Annotated in this window: 14 protein-coding genes; 9 read left to right on the forward strand and 5 right to left on the reverse strand. The window is 39.0% G+C overall.

The window, feature by feature from the left end; all coding sequences use genetic code 11:
* The first annotated feature begins 218 nt into the window (after positions 1 to 218).
* Positions 219 to 944: a hypothetical protein gene (locus CA730_RS06265; protein ID WP_157749922.1), complete on the forward strand. Its 726-nt coding sequence runs from the start codon at positions 219 to 221 to the stop codon at positions 942 to 944.
* 462 nt (positions 945 to 1,406) lie between these two features.
* Entirely contained in the window at positions 1,407 to 3,065 is a 1,659-nt protein-coding gene (locus tag CA730_RS06270) for an IS1634 family transposase (RefSeq protein WP_096671324.1), read from the forward strand.
* Positions 3,066 to 3,576: 511 nt separating this feature from the next.
* Here CA730_RS06270 and CA730_RS06280 read toward each other — a convergent pair.
* The 3 genes from CA730_RS06280 to CA730_RS06290 form a co-directional block, all read right to left on the reverse strand.
* Positions 3,577 to 4,233, reverse strand: coding sequence for a hypothetical protein (locus CA730_RS06280; protein ID WP_096665274.1), 657 nt, complete (start codon positions 4,231 to 4,233; stop codon positions 3,577 to 3,579).
* 276 nt (positions 4,234 to 4,509) lie between these two features.
* Positions 4,510 to 5,652 carry an RRXRR domain-containing protein gene (locus tag CA730_RS06285; RefSeq protein ID WP_096665277.1) on the reverse strand — a complete coding sequence of 381 codons (1,143 nt, stop codon included), beginning with the start codon at positions 5,650 to 5,652 and terminating at the stop codon, positions 4,510 to 4,512.
* A 206-nt stretch (positions 5,653 to 5,858) separates the two neighbouring features.
* Positions 5,859 to 6,557, reverse strand: a complete 699-nt coding sequence (locus CA730_RS06290) for a PAP/fibrillin family protein (RefSeq protein WP_096665280.1) — start codon at positions 6,555 to 6,557, stop codon at positions 5,859 to 5,861.
* Between the two features lie 300 nt (positions 6,558 to 6,857).
* Here CA730_RS06290 and CA730_RS06295 point away from each other — a divergent pair, with 300 nt between their 5' ends.
* The 6 genes from CA730_RS06295 to CA730_RS06320 all read left to right on the forward strand — a co-directional run bounded on the left by CA730_RS06295 (position 6,858) and on the right by CA730_RS06320 (position 12,972).
* Complete coding sequence (locus CA730_RS06295) at positions 6,858 to 8,291, forward strand: aromatic ring-hydroxylating dioxygenase subunit alpha (RefSeq protein WP_096665283.1); 1,434 nt, start codon at positions 6,858 to 6,860, stop codon at positions 8,289 to 8,291.
* A gap of 386 nt (positions 8,292 to 8,677) precedes the next feature.
* Entirely contained in the window at positions 8,678 to 9,688 is a 1,011-nt protein-coding gene (locus tag CA730_RS06300) for a proline racemase family protein (protein ID WP_096665286.1), read from the forward strand.
* 197 nt (positions 9,689 to 9,885) lie between these two features.
* Entirely contained in the window at positions 9,886 to 10,659 is a 774-nt protein-coding gene (locus tag CA730_RS06305) for a photosystem reaction center subunit H (RefSeq protein WP_096665289.1), read from the forward strand.
* Between the two features lie 10 nt (positions 10,660 to 10,669).
* On the forward strand, positions 10,670 to 11,608 hold the full coding sequence (locus CA730_RS06310) for a ribose-phosphate diphosphokinase (protein WP_096665292.1): 939 nt from the start codon (positions 10,670 to 10,672) through the stop codon (positions 11,606 to 11,608).
* A gap of 17 nt (positions 11,609 to 11,625) precedes the next feature.
* Positions 11,626 to 12,288, forward strand: coding sequence for a phosphoribosyltransferase (locus CA730_RS06315; RefSeq protein WP_096665295.1), 663 nt, complete (start codon positions 11,626 to 11,628; stop codon positions 12,286 to 12,288).
* A gap of 15 nt (positions 12,289 to 12,303) precedes the next feature.
* A complete protein-coding gene (locus tag CA730_RS06320) occupies positions 12,304 to 12,972 on the forward strand; it encodes a dienelactone hydrolase family protein (protein ID WP_096671325.1) in 669 nt (222 codons plus the stop codon).
* 222 nt (positions 12,973 to 13,194) lie between these two features.
* On the opposite strand, the gene CA730_RS06330 is transcribed toward CA730_RS06320, so the two are convergent.
* On the reverse strand, positions 13,195 to 13,443 hold the full coding sequence (locus CA730_RS06330; protein WP_096665298.1) for a hypothetical protein: 249 nt from the start codon (positions 13,441 to 13,443) through the stop codon (positions 13,195 to 13,197).
* An 18-nt stretch (positions 13,444 to 13,461) separates the two neighbouring features.
* Between CA730_RS06330 and CA730_RS06335 the strand changes: the two genes are divergently transcribed.
* A complete protein-coding gene (locus CA730_RS06335; protein ID WP_096665301.1) occupies positions 13,462 to 13,785 on the forward strand; it encodes a hypothetical protein in 324 nt (107 codons plus the stop codon).
* Between the two features lie 29 nt (positions 13,786 to 13,814).
* Here the strand turns inward: CA730_RS06335 and CA730_RS25480 are convergent.
* On the reverse strand, positions 13,815 to 14,928 hold a 1,114-nt coding region (locus CA730_RS25480; RefSeq protein ID WP_231940001.1), incomplete at its 5' end, for a cadherin domain-containing protein.

Consider the following 14,928-nt stretch of genomic DNA (forward strand, 5'->3'; position numbering starts at 1 on the left):
AGATGAGATCGCTCCACAGAGTTATGAACCCAGTGCTGTTTGCTATCTTGCTTTTTTGGATAATATACAGGAAAAATTCTGTATAATACATAGATATTGACGATATACAAAATTTTTCTGGACATTATCCTTAAAATGTCTGTAATGCTTACCCTAACTAAACTATTTAGGGTTGTTTACAATTGTTGGTTTTTATCGTTATATCTTTGGAGGTATCATTGTTTATAAACAATAATTGGGAATTTTTATTGAGAGGTTCACCACAAGACTTATGGAGTCTGTCTTGCACAACAGGGAGCAGTTACTTTCAAATTTATGAAGTGACAGATTTTTGGAATGAATGTTCAGTAGACGACTATAGATTTCGGAGTATATATTGTAACAACGAGAATGATTGTCAAATCGTATGGCAGATAGGTTATGAGCTAGTTTCTCTTTTTAATGGGGCATCTTCATTGTTTGACAGTAATTGCTGGAAGATTGAGATAGAACAGTTATGGAATAATGACTTAAAGCAGAATTACTACGAAAATCTTGATTGCTTTATACTAGATAAACCAGATATTTCAGAAGAAGCTGTAGCTACTGAACTTCAAAAAGCAAAGTCCGATATTCGTCTTATGTTACTGAATAAAGCAACTGAAGATGAAGGTATATATCTGGTTTTAAAGTATTTCAATATGGAGAAAAATTGGGTTACATATTACAAGATTCTTGAATCTATAGAGTATCTTACAAAAGAAGAAGACATAACCCTGTCTATCGATCCAAAAGCCAGAGAAAAATTCACTAATGTTGCAAATAACTATTCACTATCTGGCATTCATTCTCGTCATGGCCTCAAAAAAAATCTCAAGAAAAATCGAACACCAGCGATGAGTCTTAATGAAGCTCATGATTTTATTCGTGATGTAGCACAACAGTATATTAAAGCAAAAATATAAAATTTGATGAAAGTAGTAGTCTATAATCTTGCACTTATTTGGATAGAAACTTCTGTAAACCTTTATCTGGTAATACTTTTGCATTCTTTCAGCAAACCCTATCTCATACACAGTTTTGTAGCCTCATCAAGAGGCTAACTTTCTAACTTAGGTATTCACGGTATTCACCTATTGTCGCGCCATAATCGTCCGCATTTCCGCTTCCCTGTCTTGAATCAAATCCCCACTGACATCAACTATTACACCCCACATTCCGCACCCCAAACTGTCACAGATCAAAAAAGCCCTTAAAGTAGTACATAATAACTAAAGTCAATTCAAAAATTAAGATACTTAATGAAAATTAGTAGCATTAAAAGGGACATGGTGTGAAAAAGTGAAACTTGGTAACAAAAGAAAAAAATGAATTGATAACCAAATAAGAAATAATTGATAACAACAGAAGTATTAGAGGAAACTGTTGTGAAATTAAAACCTCAAGAAATAGAAATTCAGAACATAGACCATCTAGGGATAGTAGCAGGAATCATAGATTCAATCGGAATAGTAGAAATAATAAATGAATTAATAGGAGTCGAAAAAGACGAAAAAGTAAATGCAAGTCAAGTAGTAAAAGCCATGATAATAAACGGGTTAGGATTTGTCTCCAAACCGTTATATATGTTTCCTAAATATTTTGAAACAATCGCTTGTGAACATCTAATAGGAACAGGAGTAAAACCAGAATATCTCAACGACGATAAACTGGGGAGAGTCATGGATAAACTGTTTATAAAAGGCTTAGATACAATCTTTTTTATCATCGCAGTAAAAGCAGCCCAAAAATTTGGAGTATCACTATCAACATCACATCTAGACTCATCATCAATGCACGTGCATGGGCAATATAATACCAGCTTACCAGAAGTAATATTTGAAAGTCAAAAGGTAGAAAATAGTCCAGAATTAAAAGAATTAGAAGTAAAATCACCCAAAGAAATAACCATCACCTACGGTTATTCCCGTGACCACAGACCAGACTTAAAACAGTTCATTATAGAAATGATATGTTCAGGGGATGGAGACATCCCAATATTTTTAAAACTAGCATCGGGAAACCAAGCTGACTCATCATGTTTTGGTCAAATAGCAGTTGAGTATCAGCAACAATTAGAAGTTAACAGTCTCATCGTAGCAGACTGCGCCTTATATACAGAATCAAACCTGAAAATGATGTCAGATTTACGCTGGTTATGTCGAGTACCATTAAGTATCAAAGCAGCAAAATCATTAATCTCAACAATACCAGAATCAGAATTTATTGATAGTACAATACCAGGATATAAATTAGCATCAAAAACCGAAAATTATGCAGGGATAGAACAAAGATGGTTAGTAGTGCAAAGTCAAGAAAGAAGAGAATCAGACCTGCGTAAGCTCAGACAAAAAATTACCAAAGCAGAATCAAAAGCTGTGAAAGATTTGAAAAAGTTATCACAAGAGAGATTTGCTTGTGAGGCTGATGCTATCAAGGCATTATCAAAATTATCAAAACAATTCAAATATCATCAAATTAACGAAATTTTGGTTACTCAAATCAAATTTAAGACAAAAGATTCTTCAGAAGAAATATCTTACCAAATATCAGCTACAGTTTCCGAAAATGAAAGTAAAATTAATACAGAATTGCTGAGTGCAGGACGTTTTATTATTGCTACGAATGTTTTAGATTCAAATGAACTTAGCAATGATTCCATGCTGAGTGAATATAAAGCTCAACAGTCTTGTGAGCGGGGGTTCGGTTTTCTTAAAGACCCATTATTTTTTGCAGACAGTATTTTTCTCAAAAGTCCTGAGAGAATAGAGTCTCTGGGAATGATTATGGGTTTATGTCTACTGGTTTATACTTTGGCTCAACGGCACATTAGAAATGCTCTTTTGGAGTCTAAATCAACAATTAAAAATCAATTAGGCAAAGCAACTAATCGTCCTACTTTACGCTGGATTTTTCAATGCTTTCAGTGTATTAATTTGGTTACACTCAATCAGGAGAAATATATTTCTAATTGGAATAAGGACAGAGATTTTATCTTGAGTCTTCTACCAAATGATTGTTTACGTTACTATCAATTAGTCACCTAATTATTATCTCTATCAATTTAATTTCTCTTGTAAAGATGAGCTAATCTCTTTGATGTATGGCTCCATTTTACTATATCTATAATTTCGTTTTTTACTTTAATTGATTAGTCTAACTTATAATTGTTTCTTGAATATCTTCTTTTATTTATCTGTTGATCTCTCCAGGTGGTGTGCATTCTTATTGCTTCTTATTGAGAATAGGTTTTGATGATATTTTTGGTGATTTGCTGTTTCTCAAATGCCTTTTTTCACTTTATATGTTTCTTTTGATGCTCCTTTTGATTTCCATCTCCGTAATTTACCTCTGTAACAGTTTGGGGTGCGGAATGTGGGTTACACTGTAAATCTTACCCGTAAACTTGAAAGGCGGTTGATAATTAGGTGTTACAGGCGCACTAGGAGCAATCCCACAGGTGACTTTTAATATGATGAATACAATCATTGTTTTAGATTAAAACTCTTTTTTGATAAGGGTTACGCCTTTTCATTTTGAAAAAGTGACAAAAGAGGCTTAAATACTAACTTCAGAAATATCGTTTAAATTTACCAGTGACGATAATTCATGATTGACTTTATTTGATTTTCCATCATTTTCTTGAGGTTGATTCAGGAGTTTAATTAACCATCTTTCAGTCTGCCGATGATACTTCTTGTTCCAGCGTATATTTAATCTTTGGGGTGGTTTCACAGGGTCTAATGCTAAAATCACAAGCTGTATGTTGTTAGGAATAACTGAGTATTGAATAGTCGTAGTCCACAACTTTACTCGGTCTTGCCAGCTTAACTGAGGATGACGCACAGCCCATTCATAAAGTCTAGGAATACCTTGTTTAAATGCTATATTTGTGGTGACTTGAACAAAGTAATTATCGTTATTAATCATTAGGGGGGCAATGACGGCATTATCAACTAATAACTTTTTGCGAGATTGAAAGATTTCTGGTGCAAGTTCCTGTACTTGATCAACCCATTGAGCAATTTGAGGATGGGCATTTAATAACGGTTCTACAGGAAGTTGTAAAAATAATTGTTTCATCAGCAAATGGAAGTTATCGGCAATAATAGAATCAACAGCAGATTGATTTGGATGATGTTTTTGCTGGGGAAATAAAAGTTGTTGCTGAGTTTTCTTAATTTGTTGAATGTCAGCCAGATTAATTATTGACATAGTTGGGAGAAAATTGCATCTCTCCCAGGCAGCGGTTAGCTGCAAATTAATTATTTTGATTAATTATGATCTATTACTTTTAAGCCCTGTTACCTGTTTTTACGAAGACAAGTTTCACGAGGGCAATCCCCGCTTTTGCGGGGACACAGCTATAACTTTTGACTTCACTGCGGTACTAGTCTGGTAAACGCTATAATCGTTCACAAACTAAAACAGTTCCTTTTTCTCCACGAGTAATCCGCAGTTCTTCATAAGACCTCACGGTAAGTGGGAAACTCAGTCACAAAGCGTGCTGAGAGGGATGGTTCGACATCGCTCACCAGCCGCGACACGGGCGGTTTTAACCGCAGTGGTAATTAATCCTGTTGATCTTCGTATCAACTTAACTTTCTTAACGGAACATTGCCCGAGTCTTTTCCAATGAGCATCACTAACTGAAACTTGTTTTTCAGTGTCTCCGCTAACCCAACCAAAGAATGTTTTACTTCCTTGAGTGGCTTCCACAAAATCACCTTTTCTAAATCCATGACGGGTTGTAGATCCACCATATTTCCGACGATTACCACCTTTACTAAAAGCCATCAAATGTAATTGTCTACGGCTAATTGGAGGACGACGCACAATAGTGAATTGAGACTCTGTAACATCTACACCTCCTACCCAAGATGCACCATGATTTTTAGCTCCTTCCCAAGTTTGGTATTTAACAAATTCAGAGCAAGCTAATGTCACCGCGTCAACAGCGTGCGTTTCTGGTATTTGCAAAGATTTATCGGATTTTTCTTTATGCAATCCCAGATGTTTACGAAGGTTTGATGTTTCCCAACCCTTCTTTAAAACAACATTTGTAAGTTGTGATAGTCGGACAATTTGGTATCTCTGCCCAACCATAACAGGACTAAAGCCTTTGTTACCTCGCGCTTCTACTTCTTCAATAACAATTGTTTTTATTGGGTAAAGTTGAAGGAGTAAACTAATTACCCGATATTCCAAGTCTTTGTTTGCTCTAATACTTGGAGGTAACTTTGAGCCACGACGATTATCAAATCTTGCTTGACGATGATTGCGTTTGTTGAATGATAGCTTTCTATTAATTCGCCTTCCTCGCCTATTACGCCGCATCATTGATCGTTGATCCATTCGGTCTTTGACCGTTTTGAAAGGCAAAACTAAATGCAACATTTGCAAGGTGAACTTTTTGGACTGAACCGCTATACCTGAAAAGAGTTTACCAGGATCTAAACCAAGAACTATTTCTTGCGTTTCGGTATTACTTGATTCGGCTAATAACTGGACATAGAAAATGCCAAGTTTATCGAATTTGCCGATTGCTTTACCATCTTTGATCCATCGTCTTGCTCGACTAGGTTTAGTTGGCATTAATGGCGTATTGTCTACTGAAATTACGGGTACTCGCATAAAGAGATAATCCTTCGAGTAAAGTTTAATGTCCCTTTGCTCAACGCAATCAAGATGTCTTGGCTTTAACCAACGCTATTACAAGATAGCTTGAAGATAATCCGAACTAGAGAAGTATTCGGAAGTTCGTACCAAATTGCGTCTCAATGAGCTAGTCAAACACGTAAGTCTTGATTTCTTACAAGCTCAGTGGCTTCAGCCCTGAGTTATTGACCTAAATAAAGGATTTCTAAACGTCCTTTGGGAGAACGATTCATAACAAAAGAAACTTCTCCAGTTTCTGGATTCATAGTTTGTGGAGGAACTAGACCAAACATCAACTTCAAAAAACCGGACATCAAACTATCTTGCCAATTTGTTTTTTTAGACTTACCTTGCTCACCAAAAACAGCCTTCCAATCGTCCATTTTCGTTGTAGATTGCGGTTTTAAAATTCCTCCCGTAAATTGCACTTGCAGCACCGTATCACTTACTGGCTGACAAATTCCTTGGTTACAAATAATCCCAGACAGTTGAGGAGCAGATTCATCAATAGTTGTAAATTCCACAACAATGTCATGAGTTCGCTGCTCTCCATTTCCTAACAAAAATACAGGTTGAAAAACGCGGTCAATCACCACTTTTAGTTTTGTCGGTTGAAACATATTAAAAGCCAAACGACCCAAGGTATAGGAATATCTGCCATCTGCAAGTTGCTCACCTTGAGGAAAATTTGGCGCACTGATTAACAACCATTCACTATCCATTAAACTACCACTGTGGGTTGGTGCTATCGTCGGATTGAGAGATTGGAGATTTTCAATCGCCGCAATTACAGTTTTGTCCTTAGTATTACCACCACAAGCAGCTAATGCCTGACGTAAAGCTGTTTTAGCTGCTGTACTTTTTTCCGTATCTACTACCATAGTGTTAAAATATTTTGGTTTCAACTGATGTCAGACTTGGCGATAGCGTTCACGTAGTGTGCCGAAGGCATAGCGTGGCGTAAGCCATAGTGTAGCTTATATCTCAGCACTCAAGTGATGGTTACCTGAGCAGTTCGACAAGCTCACTGTAAGACTTGTCGAAGGACTGAGTTTTACACTTACCGGGTATTTCTGTAATTTTTAAACAATCGGCTGGTTTTTGAAATCTATCTGCCAGGGTGATTAAAAATTGTTAATTTGGGAAGGGAGTAGAAAGTTAAAATCATTGTTGATCCTACCATGTCCAATAGCATGATCCAGTCAGAGGCATCTCCTCAAGTAGTCATATCTCCAACCATAACAACAGAATCACTAAGCGCAGGTGGACTTGACCCAGAACGCTTTGATTGGCAAGAGGCTTGGTATCCTGTCCATTATGTAAAAGATTTAGATAAATCCCTGCCGACTCGCTTCACTTTACTAGAACGCGATATTGTTTTGTGGTGGGATAATAATCAGCAGATGTGGCGAGCATTTTTAGACCAATGCCCTCATCGGTTAGCGCCACTATCGGAAGGAAGAATTAATGAGGATGGATTGTTAGAATGTCCTTATCATGGCTGGGCTTTTTCAGGAACAGGAAACTGTTCAATTATTCCCCAACAAATTGAAGGAGGAAAAGCAGAAGTTTCTCAACGTGCCTGTGTAACTTCATTCCCGACCACAGTTTGGCAAGGACTCTTATTTGTTTATCCTGGTTCTGCGGAAAATGCAGCTAAAACCAAAGTTCCCATTGTTGACATTTTAGACGAAGACCCGGACGGCTGGATTTGTCTCAATACTTTTCGAGATATCCCCTATGATGCCTTGACGTTGATGGAAAACGTCCTTGATTCCAGTCATATTCCTTACACCCATCACCGTACTGTAGGCAACCGAGCGAATGTATCGCCTGTGGAATTGGAAGTTGTAGAATCTGGAAAATGGGGATTTAAAGGAGTTTGGGAAGAAGGACCCCGTAAAGGTACTTTAGGAAAACAATATACTACTTTTATTGCTCCTGGTTTAATGTGGCATGATCTGACCTCTAAGCAGTTTGGTAGGACTTTAACGGTGGTTTATGCCACTCCTATTCGCAAGGGAGAATGTCGGTTATTTGCGATTTTTCCGTTCAAGTTCTCTTCCAAAATACCAGGACTGTTTTTGAAGTTGACTCCGCGCTGGTATTCGCATATTGGACAAAATAGCATTTTAGAAGATGACCAAATTTTCTTACATCATCAAGAACGGTATCTAGAAAAAAGTGGTGGTAGTGGTAATTTTACTAAGGCGTTTTATTTGCCAACTAAGGCAGATTTGTTTGTCTTTCAGTTGCGTTCATGGGTGAATCAATATAGTGTTGATCCGTTTCCTGGTAAAACTCTATCACCGTCATTATCGAAGGAAGATTTATTAGATAGATACCATTCTCACACAGAAAAATGTGCTAGTTGCCGGACTGCGCTGGCTAATCTGCAACGGTTACGGGTGGGAGTAGCTGTGGTGACAGTGTTGGTTTGGGCGTTGCTTCCCTTGCTGATGTTTATTTATGGTCAAACGGATATTTTCACTATTAGTTTTCTCACTCTGCTTGTAATCAGTGGTGCTGGGATTTGGTTTGGTTTAGGTAGGTTAGAACGACGGTTTTATCAAGGACGGTTGATTCCACTGAGAAATCTGCCTGATAAAAAATAGCACAATGTTCAATATTGCTGCCTTTTTTTGTAGTGAGATTAAGTGAAAAACTCCTTCATCTGGGCGATTTGCAGAATCTGTTAGCTTGTTTGCTAATTTTTGTCTTGCTTCAGCACGATTTCAGAATCTTGTCATCATTTTTCATCGCCTTCTTGATCTGATTAAGGGTTATTATTTTAGTTATAGCCAAAACTTCTAGCGCAAGATATCTTTCCAGTTAGGTAACAAAGTTGAGAGATTTGTGAGGAAAGCACAACTACTTTACAACTTATTTAAATTTTTCTTTTAACATCTATCTCAGGAGTTTTTGTTCATTCATTATTTGATAAATCAATCTCAAGAGAGAGTTAATTCTGAAAAATATTACCTTTGAGAGGAATTTATTTATGACGAGATTTGAACAAATTATCTCAGCTATTGATACCCACACAGCAGGAGAACCAACACGAATTATCATGAGTGGTTTGCCGCCAATTCCAGGATCAACAATGGCAGCAAAGAAGCATTACATGAAACAACATTTAGACCACATTCGCACTCTCCTGATGCAGGAACCTAGAGGACATAAAGATATGTTTGGGGCGATTATCACTCCACCAACAACTAATCGAGGACAATATGGCGTTATCTTTATGGATAATGCAGGTTATGTCGATATGTGTGGGAGTGGAATCATTGGCATCACTACAGCCCTAATTGAGATGGGGATGATTCCCAAGACCGAACCAGAAACAATGATTATTTTTGATACGCCCGCAGGCTTAGTTGAAAGTCATGCTAGGGTTGAAGAAAACCAAGTGTATGAGGTTTCTGTCGCTAACGTTTCTTCATTTTTATATGCCAAAGACATAGAACTTACTCTTCCTGATTTAGGGAAAATTACCATTGATGTATCCTTTGGAGGAAACTTTTTTGCTATTATCCAAGCAAAGGCTTTAGGCGTTTCACTTCAGCCTGACAATATTTCCAAACTGCTCCAATTGGGAATGATGGTGAAAAGGGCAGTCAATGATCAATTGAAGGTGCAGCATCCCATAGAACAACATATTAATACAGTAGAAATCACAGCTATTTATGAGCAACCTGAACCTTTTAGACCCTACTCTAAAAATGTAGTGATTTTTGGCAATGGTCAAATGGATCGCTCGCCATGTGGTACTGGTACTTCAGCTATTATGGCTACACTATATGGCAGGGGTAAACTCCAATTGGGTGTCGAATTTACTAGCGAGAGCATCATCGGTAGTAACTTCAAAGGCAAAGTAATTAAGGAAGTTCAAGTGGGTGAGTTCGCCGCAGTAGATCCCATCGTTACTGGAGAAGCATTTATCACAGGAATTCAACAGTTTGTAGTAGATCCAAATGATGCGATGAAATATGGGTTTGTTATTGCTTAATAACTCAGTTCGTTCTCCTGGGATTAATTTCTTCTACATTTCTTCTACATTTTTTCTACAATTTGATGGAACAATTTCTCTGATTTTCTTGCTACCCTCAAAGTAGAGTTCAAGTTCCAAGCAACAAGGTGGCAAAAGATCAGCCGCTGTGTTTATTAATCAAACTTCTCAGAAATAGAGAGTATGGGAGGGGAAATATGCTCAATGTTGTGCGTCGTAGTCAAATTATCGGTTCAATAGCCATAGATAGCTCGACATCTGCTCGCTTTGCTGAGTTAGAAGAAGTCTGGCTCGATGATTCCGGGCGTATTGCCTATTTTTCCGGCGAGGAAGCTTATTTACCAGTACAGGGAATTGCTGGGATAGGCATGGGTGCGGTGTCAATTTATTATCATCCAGTGCAAGACATTCCAGACAATCTTCACTGCTTGGATCAAATTACGGTTGAATCTGCGCTGGGTGAAACTCAAGATTGGGTGGAAGATTTTTTATTTGATTGGCAAACTGGAGAAATCGCTGCTTATATTGTGGCTGGAGAAATTGCAGTTCCTTTTGGTGGACGCGCAGTCCTGTATCCCGAAGATATCGAGAAAATTAGCACCAATAAACTAATTATCCGCGAAGATGTTCAAGACCAACTTCAAGGAGAATCAGAAGGATTACAGGGTTTTTTGAGTGAGAAATCTCAACAAGTACAACATCTGGTACATATTATAGGCGTTGGCGTAGCCTGCCGAAGGCATCGCTTACATCATCTTATTACCCCCAACGATAAACCCGAAGTTGTCCGCGTCAAAATTAAAGAAGTTAGCGACGAAGTGGCAGCTTCTACTGATCATCCACATCATGCCTTAGAAGAGGCTACGGAGTTTTTGCAAGAACAATGGCATAGTTTGCAAGAGAGTATTTCCCGTGCCAGCAAGCGCACAAAATCGGCTCTAGATGCAGCTTGGCAGCAAATCACTAAATAACGTCGTGATTATGGACAATTTTATCCTTTTTGCCGGCACAGCTAACCCTGATTTAGCTGCCGCAGTTGCTCAAAAACTCAATATCCCCTTGGGTAAATCTGTGGTTGAACGCTTTCCAGATGGTGAGGTAAATGTAGAACTCCTGGAGTCAGTACGCCAAAAGGCTGTTTTTATCCTTCAGTCCACAGCCCCACCTGTCAATGACCATTTAGTAGAACTTTTAGCTTTTACAGATGCTTGTCGGCGGGCTGCGGCCGCTCGAATTACGGCAATTATCCCTTATTTTGGCTATGCCCGCGCAGATAAACGCCAAGGACGACGAGAGCCAATTACTTCCAGTATGGTAGCTGAAGTATTACAAGCTGTGGGGGTGAATCATGTTGTCACACTGGATTTACACACCCCACAAATTGAAGGTTTCTTTCGGATTCCTGTAGATAGTCTGACCGCTGTACCCATTTTTTGTGAAGCTATCCGCCATCATTTGCCCCCTAACTTTGTGGTTGTATCGCCAGACACGGGGCGCGTCCAAATAGCAACCCAGTATGCTCAACGGCTGAATAGTGAGGTAGTGGTGCTACACAAACACCGCAAAAGTGGCACAGAAACAGCAGTGACTCGTGTTGTCGGGGATGCAAAAGGTTGTGCCTGTTTAATTATTGATGACATGATTTCCACAGGCGGCACGCTTGCCAGGAGTATTGAAGCACTACTCACAGCCCAAGCCCGTCCAGAAATAATTATTGCTGCTACTCACGGGCTATTTGTTCAGGATGCACGGGCTAAATTAAGTCATCCCAGCATCAAGGCTGTTTTTGTCACCGACACTATAACACCAAAAGAAACCGACTGGCAGCAATTAAAAATTGTCTCGGTTGCGCCTTTAATTGCTACTGCTATTCAAGGATTTACTATCAAATCTCCGACTTCCATTAGTGATTTATTTTAATAAAGAGGTATAAAAATATGTTACGCAGATTCCGTAATCGGACGCAAGCGGGTAAACTCTTAGCTGCCCAGTTAACAGAGTATGCCAATCGTCCAGATGTTTTAGTATTGGGGCTTCCCCGTGGCGGTGTGCCTGTGGCTTATGAGGTAGCAAAGGAACTTGATGCCCCATTAGATGTCTGCTTGGTGCGGAAACTCGGTGTACCTGGACACAAAGAACTAGCGATGGGTGCTATTGCCACCGGAGGGGTGCGTGTAATTAATGAGAATGTCGTTGATTGGTTGCGGATTTCCCCAGAAATTATTAATGAAGTAGCAGCTATCGAAATGCGGGAATTAGACCGCCGTAGCCATACCTATCGGGGTAATCGTCCCCTACCAAAAGTCAAAAATCATACTATTATTCTGGTTGACGATGGTATTGCTACGGGTGCTACTATCCGAGCAGCAAGTGCTACATTAAAAAAGCAAAAGCCCCGCAAGCTTGTGGTTGCAGTTCCAGTTGCAGCAGCATCTACCTGTGAAGAAGTGCAAGCAGAAGTAGATCAGGTTGTGTGCCTAATGATGCCAGAAGATTTGTGTGCCATCGGTATTTGGTACGAAGATTTTCAGCAAACAACCGACGCAGAGGTATGTGAACTGTTGACAAGGCAAAAATTACTGGTAGCTAATAATTCGTAAATGGAGGTTGAGGTTATGGATAGAACATTAACACAGCACCCCCAAGAATATCTGGTGTCAGTGACAGCAGGTAAAGTTAACTTAGAGGGGAATTTGGTAATTCCCAATGGGGCTACAGGTATAGTATTATTTGCTCATGGCAGTGGTAGCAGCCGTCACAGCCCTCGTAATCGCTATGTTGCTGAAGTTTTACAACAGGCGGGACTAGCAACTTTATTAATTGATTTGCTCACTGCTGAAGAAGAAGAAATTGATTTGCGAACCAGACATTTACGCTTTGATATTGGGTTGTTAGCATCGCGGTTAGTTGGGGCGACAGATTGGCTGGTACATAACCCAGATACTTGTAACCTCAAAGTAGGTTACTTTGGTGCTAGTACAGGAGCAGGTGCAGCCCTGGTTGCCGCCGCAGAACGTCCAGAGGCAGTACAAGCTATTGTTTCTCGTGGTGGACGACCTGATTTAGCGGGTTCAGCATTACCTCACGTCAAAGCACCAACGCTGCTCATTGTTGGCGGTTACGATCAGCCCGTAATAGCAATGAATGAGGATGCACTGGCACAGTTGCACTCAGTAAAACGGCTGGAGATTATTCCTAGAGCCACCCATTTATTTGAAGAACCAGGTAAATTAGCAGCAGTAGCACAACTGGCGAGTGAATGGTTTACGCACTACATCAGGTAAAAGATTAAACCCACATTCCGCACCCCAAACTGTTACAGAGGGAAATTACGGAGATGGAAATCAAAAGGAGCATCAAAAGAAACATATAAAGTGAAAAAAGGCATTTGAGAAACAGCAAATCACCAAAAATATCATCAAAACCTATTCTCAATAAGAAGCAATAAGAATGCACACCACCTGGAGAGATCAACAGATAAATAAAAGAAGATATTCAAGAAACAATTATAACCCACATTCCGCACCCCCCGGTGTCACAATCGGTTTTTTCTGATTTTTATCCCCATTTAATGTTGTATTTTGTACCAAAACCAAGAAATATTGGTAGGCTATCGCTAAAACCAAATCTCCAAACGACCAATTTTCGTTGTGTGACAGTTTAGGGTGCGGAAGGTAGGCTAAAAAGCTTAGACGCGCTCCATGCCATTCCAAATGTGGTTTTAGTGTGTCTCGTAATAGGTTAATCTGGTTCATAGGGGTTTCTTTGATTGTGTGGTAACTTTCTATGAAACCCTTTCTCTGTTTCCTTTGCAAGCTTTTTCTCTATTTTTTGTCCTGTACAGAGATATCGAAATTACGGAAAAAACTCCCAACATCAAAGAAGAAAATAAATCAAAATACTATCAAATTTCAGCAACGGTTGATGAAAATAAAGATGTTATTGAGCAAGAAATGGTAAGTGCAGGCAGGTTTATAATTGCTACGAATGTTCTGTGTGAAAAGGAACTGAGCAATGAAAAAATGCTGTCTGAATATAAAGCACAGCAATCATGTGAACTCGTGATTCTACAAAAGTTCATGTTTCAGCCGTTTTGAGTATAACATAGAGTTCCTGATACAAAATGCTAAAAAACAAAATTGTTGACGTTATTTAACTGGGTGGTAGTGATGTTATCAACCTGAAGGAAGTTCTTAAATATGGAACTACCTGAAATCCCATCCCGATCAATTTGCAGAAAGGTACTACCAGTATTACTACCTGTTCCGGCTACAAATCTCATGTATTGATCCGCAATAGGATCAGCACCATTATAATTTATACTACTGAGTAATTGGGTAAGGACAATTTTATCTTCTCCCATAGTAAAATCCGTAATCCGTTGTCCCACATCTCGGAGATTGGTAAAGACGAAGAAATCATTACCTAGACCTCCACTAATGGTTTTTGCCCCTGGACCGCCGATAATATAGTCAGAACCAGCAGTTCCTACAATTGGGTTACGTCCATTGTTAATTAAAGGATTACCAGTAATTTCGTTAAGATCATTGATGTTAATTGTCAATTCTTTTTCATAACTTAACCCACCTTGGTCTGTGGTTTTGACGCGAATGCTGTAACTGTTTTTCGTTTCGTAGTCAAATACAGAGTTGGTTTGTAACTCATTATTACCAACGATACTAAATGAATTGTTATCTGTATCACCTGTTCCTAATGCTAGGCTATAGGTGAAGCTGTCACCAGTATTTGGGTCTGTGGTGGTGAAATTACCAATCTTTGTATTAATGGGTTGATTTTCGGCAACTGTGCTGTTATTTAAGGTGATGTTGGTGGGCGCTTGGTTGGTCGGCGGAGTATTATCAAAAACATAGCTAAAATAAGTTCCTGTTAGACTCAAGCCTGTTTGATTTCGGACTATACCAATAAGTTCATCAGGTTCGGTATTTGGCTTGTTGATTAATACTTGAGTGTCTGCACCGACAACAGCCAGCAGGTAATTACTACTTGTTCCTTGAAGTTGAATAATATCTCCGATGTTGAGGTCAGTAATATCGGCATAGTCGTTACTACCATTAGTTAGAGTATTGCCATCATCATAATAAGCCTTGGTAGTATTTCCTAAGATAAAAAGATCGCTTCCTGCTCCACCAGAAAGAACATCTATTTCTCCTAATCCGGTAGTAAGACTTGCTCCATTAACACCATTAATGGTGTCATTGCCAGCCCCACCATTAACGGTG

The organism is Dolichospermum compactum NIES-806 (assembly GCF_002368115.1).
GTDB classification, from domain to species: domain Bacteria; phylum Cyanobacteriota; class Cyanobacteriia; order Cyanobacteriales; family Nostocaceae; genus Dolichospermum; species Dolichospermum compactum.

What these genes read in the sequence shown, in the direction of transcription:
- CA730_RS06280 (WP_096665274.1), bottom strand. Translation starts at nt 4,233, where the DNA reads ATGTCAATAATTAATCTGGCTGACATTCAACAAATTAAGAAAACTCAG.
- CA730_RS06285 (WP_096665277.1), bottom strand. Translation starts at nt 5,652, where the DNA reads ATGCGAGTACCCGTAATTTCAGTAGACAATACGCCATTAATGCCAACT.
- CA730_RS06290 (WP_096665280.1), bottom strand. Translation starts at nt 6,557, where the DNA reads ATGGTAGTAGATACGGAAAAAAGTACAGCAGCTAAAACAGCTTTACGT.
- CA730_RS06295 (WP_096665283.1), top strand. Translation starts at nt 6,858, where the DNA reads ATGTCCAATAGCATGATCCAGTCAGAGGCATCTCCTCAAGTAGTCATA.
- CA730_RS06300 (WP_096665286.1), top strand. Translation starts at nt 8,678, where the DNA reads ATGACGAGATTTGAACAAATTATCTCAGCTATTGATACCCACACAGCA.
- CA730_RS06305 (WP_096665289.1), top strand. Translation starts at nt 9,886, where the DNA reads ATGCTCAATGTTGTGCGTCGTAGTCAAATTATCGGTTCAATAGCCATA.
- CA730_RS06310 (WP_096665292.1), top strand. Translation starts at nt 10,670, where the DNA reads ATGGACAATTTTATCCTTTTTGCCGGCACAGCTAACCCTGATTTAGCT.
- CA730_RS06315 (WP_096665295.1), top strand. Translation starts at nt 11,626, where the DNA reads ATGTTACGCAGATTCCGTAATCGGACGCAAGCGGGTAAACTCTTAGCT.
- CA730_RS06320 (WP_096671325.1), top strand. Translation starts at nt 12,304, where the DNA reads ATGGATAGAACATTAACACAGCACCCCCAAGAATATCTGGTGTCAGTG.
- CA730_RS06330 (WP_096665298.1), bottom strand. Translation starts at nt 13,443, where the DNA reads ATGAACCAGATTAACCTATTACGAGACACACTAAAACCACATTTGGAA.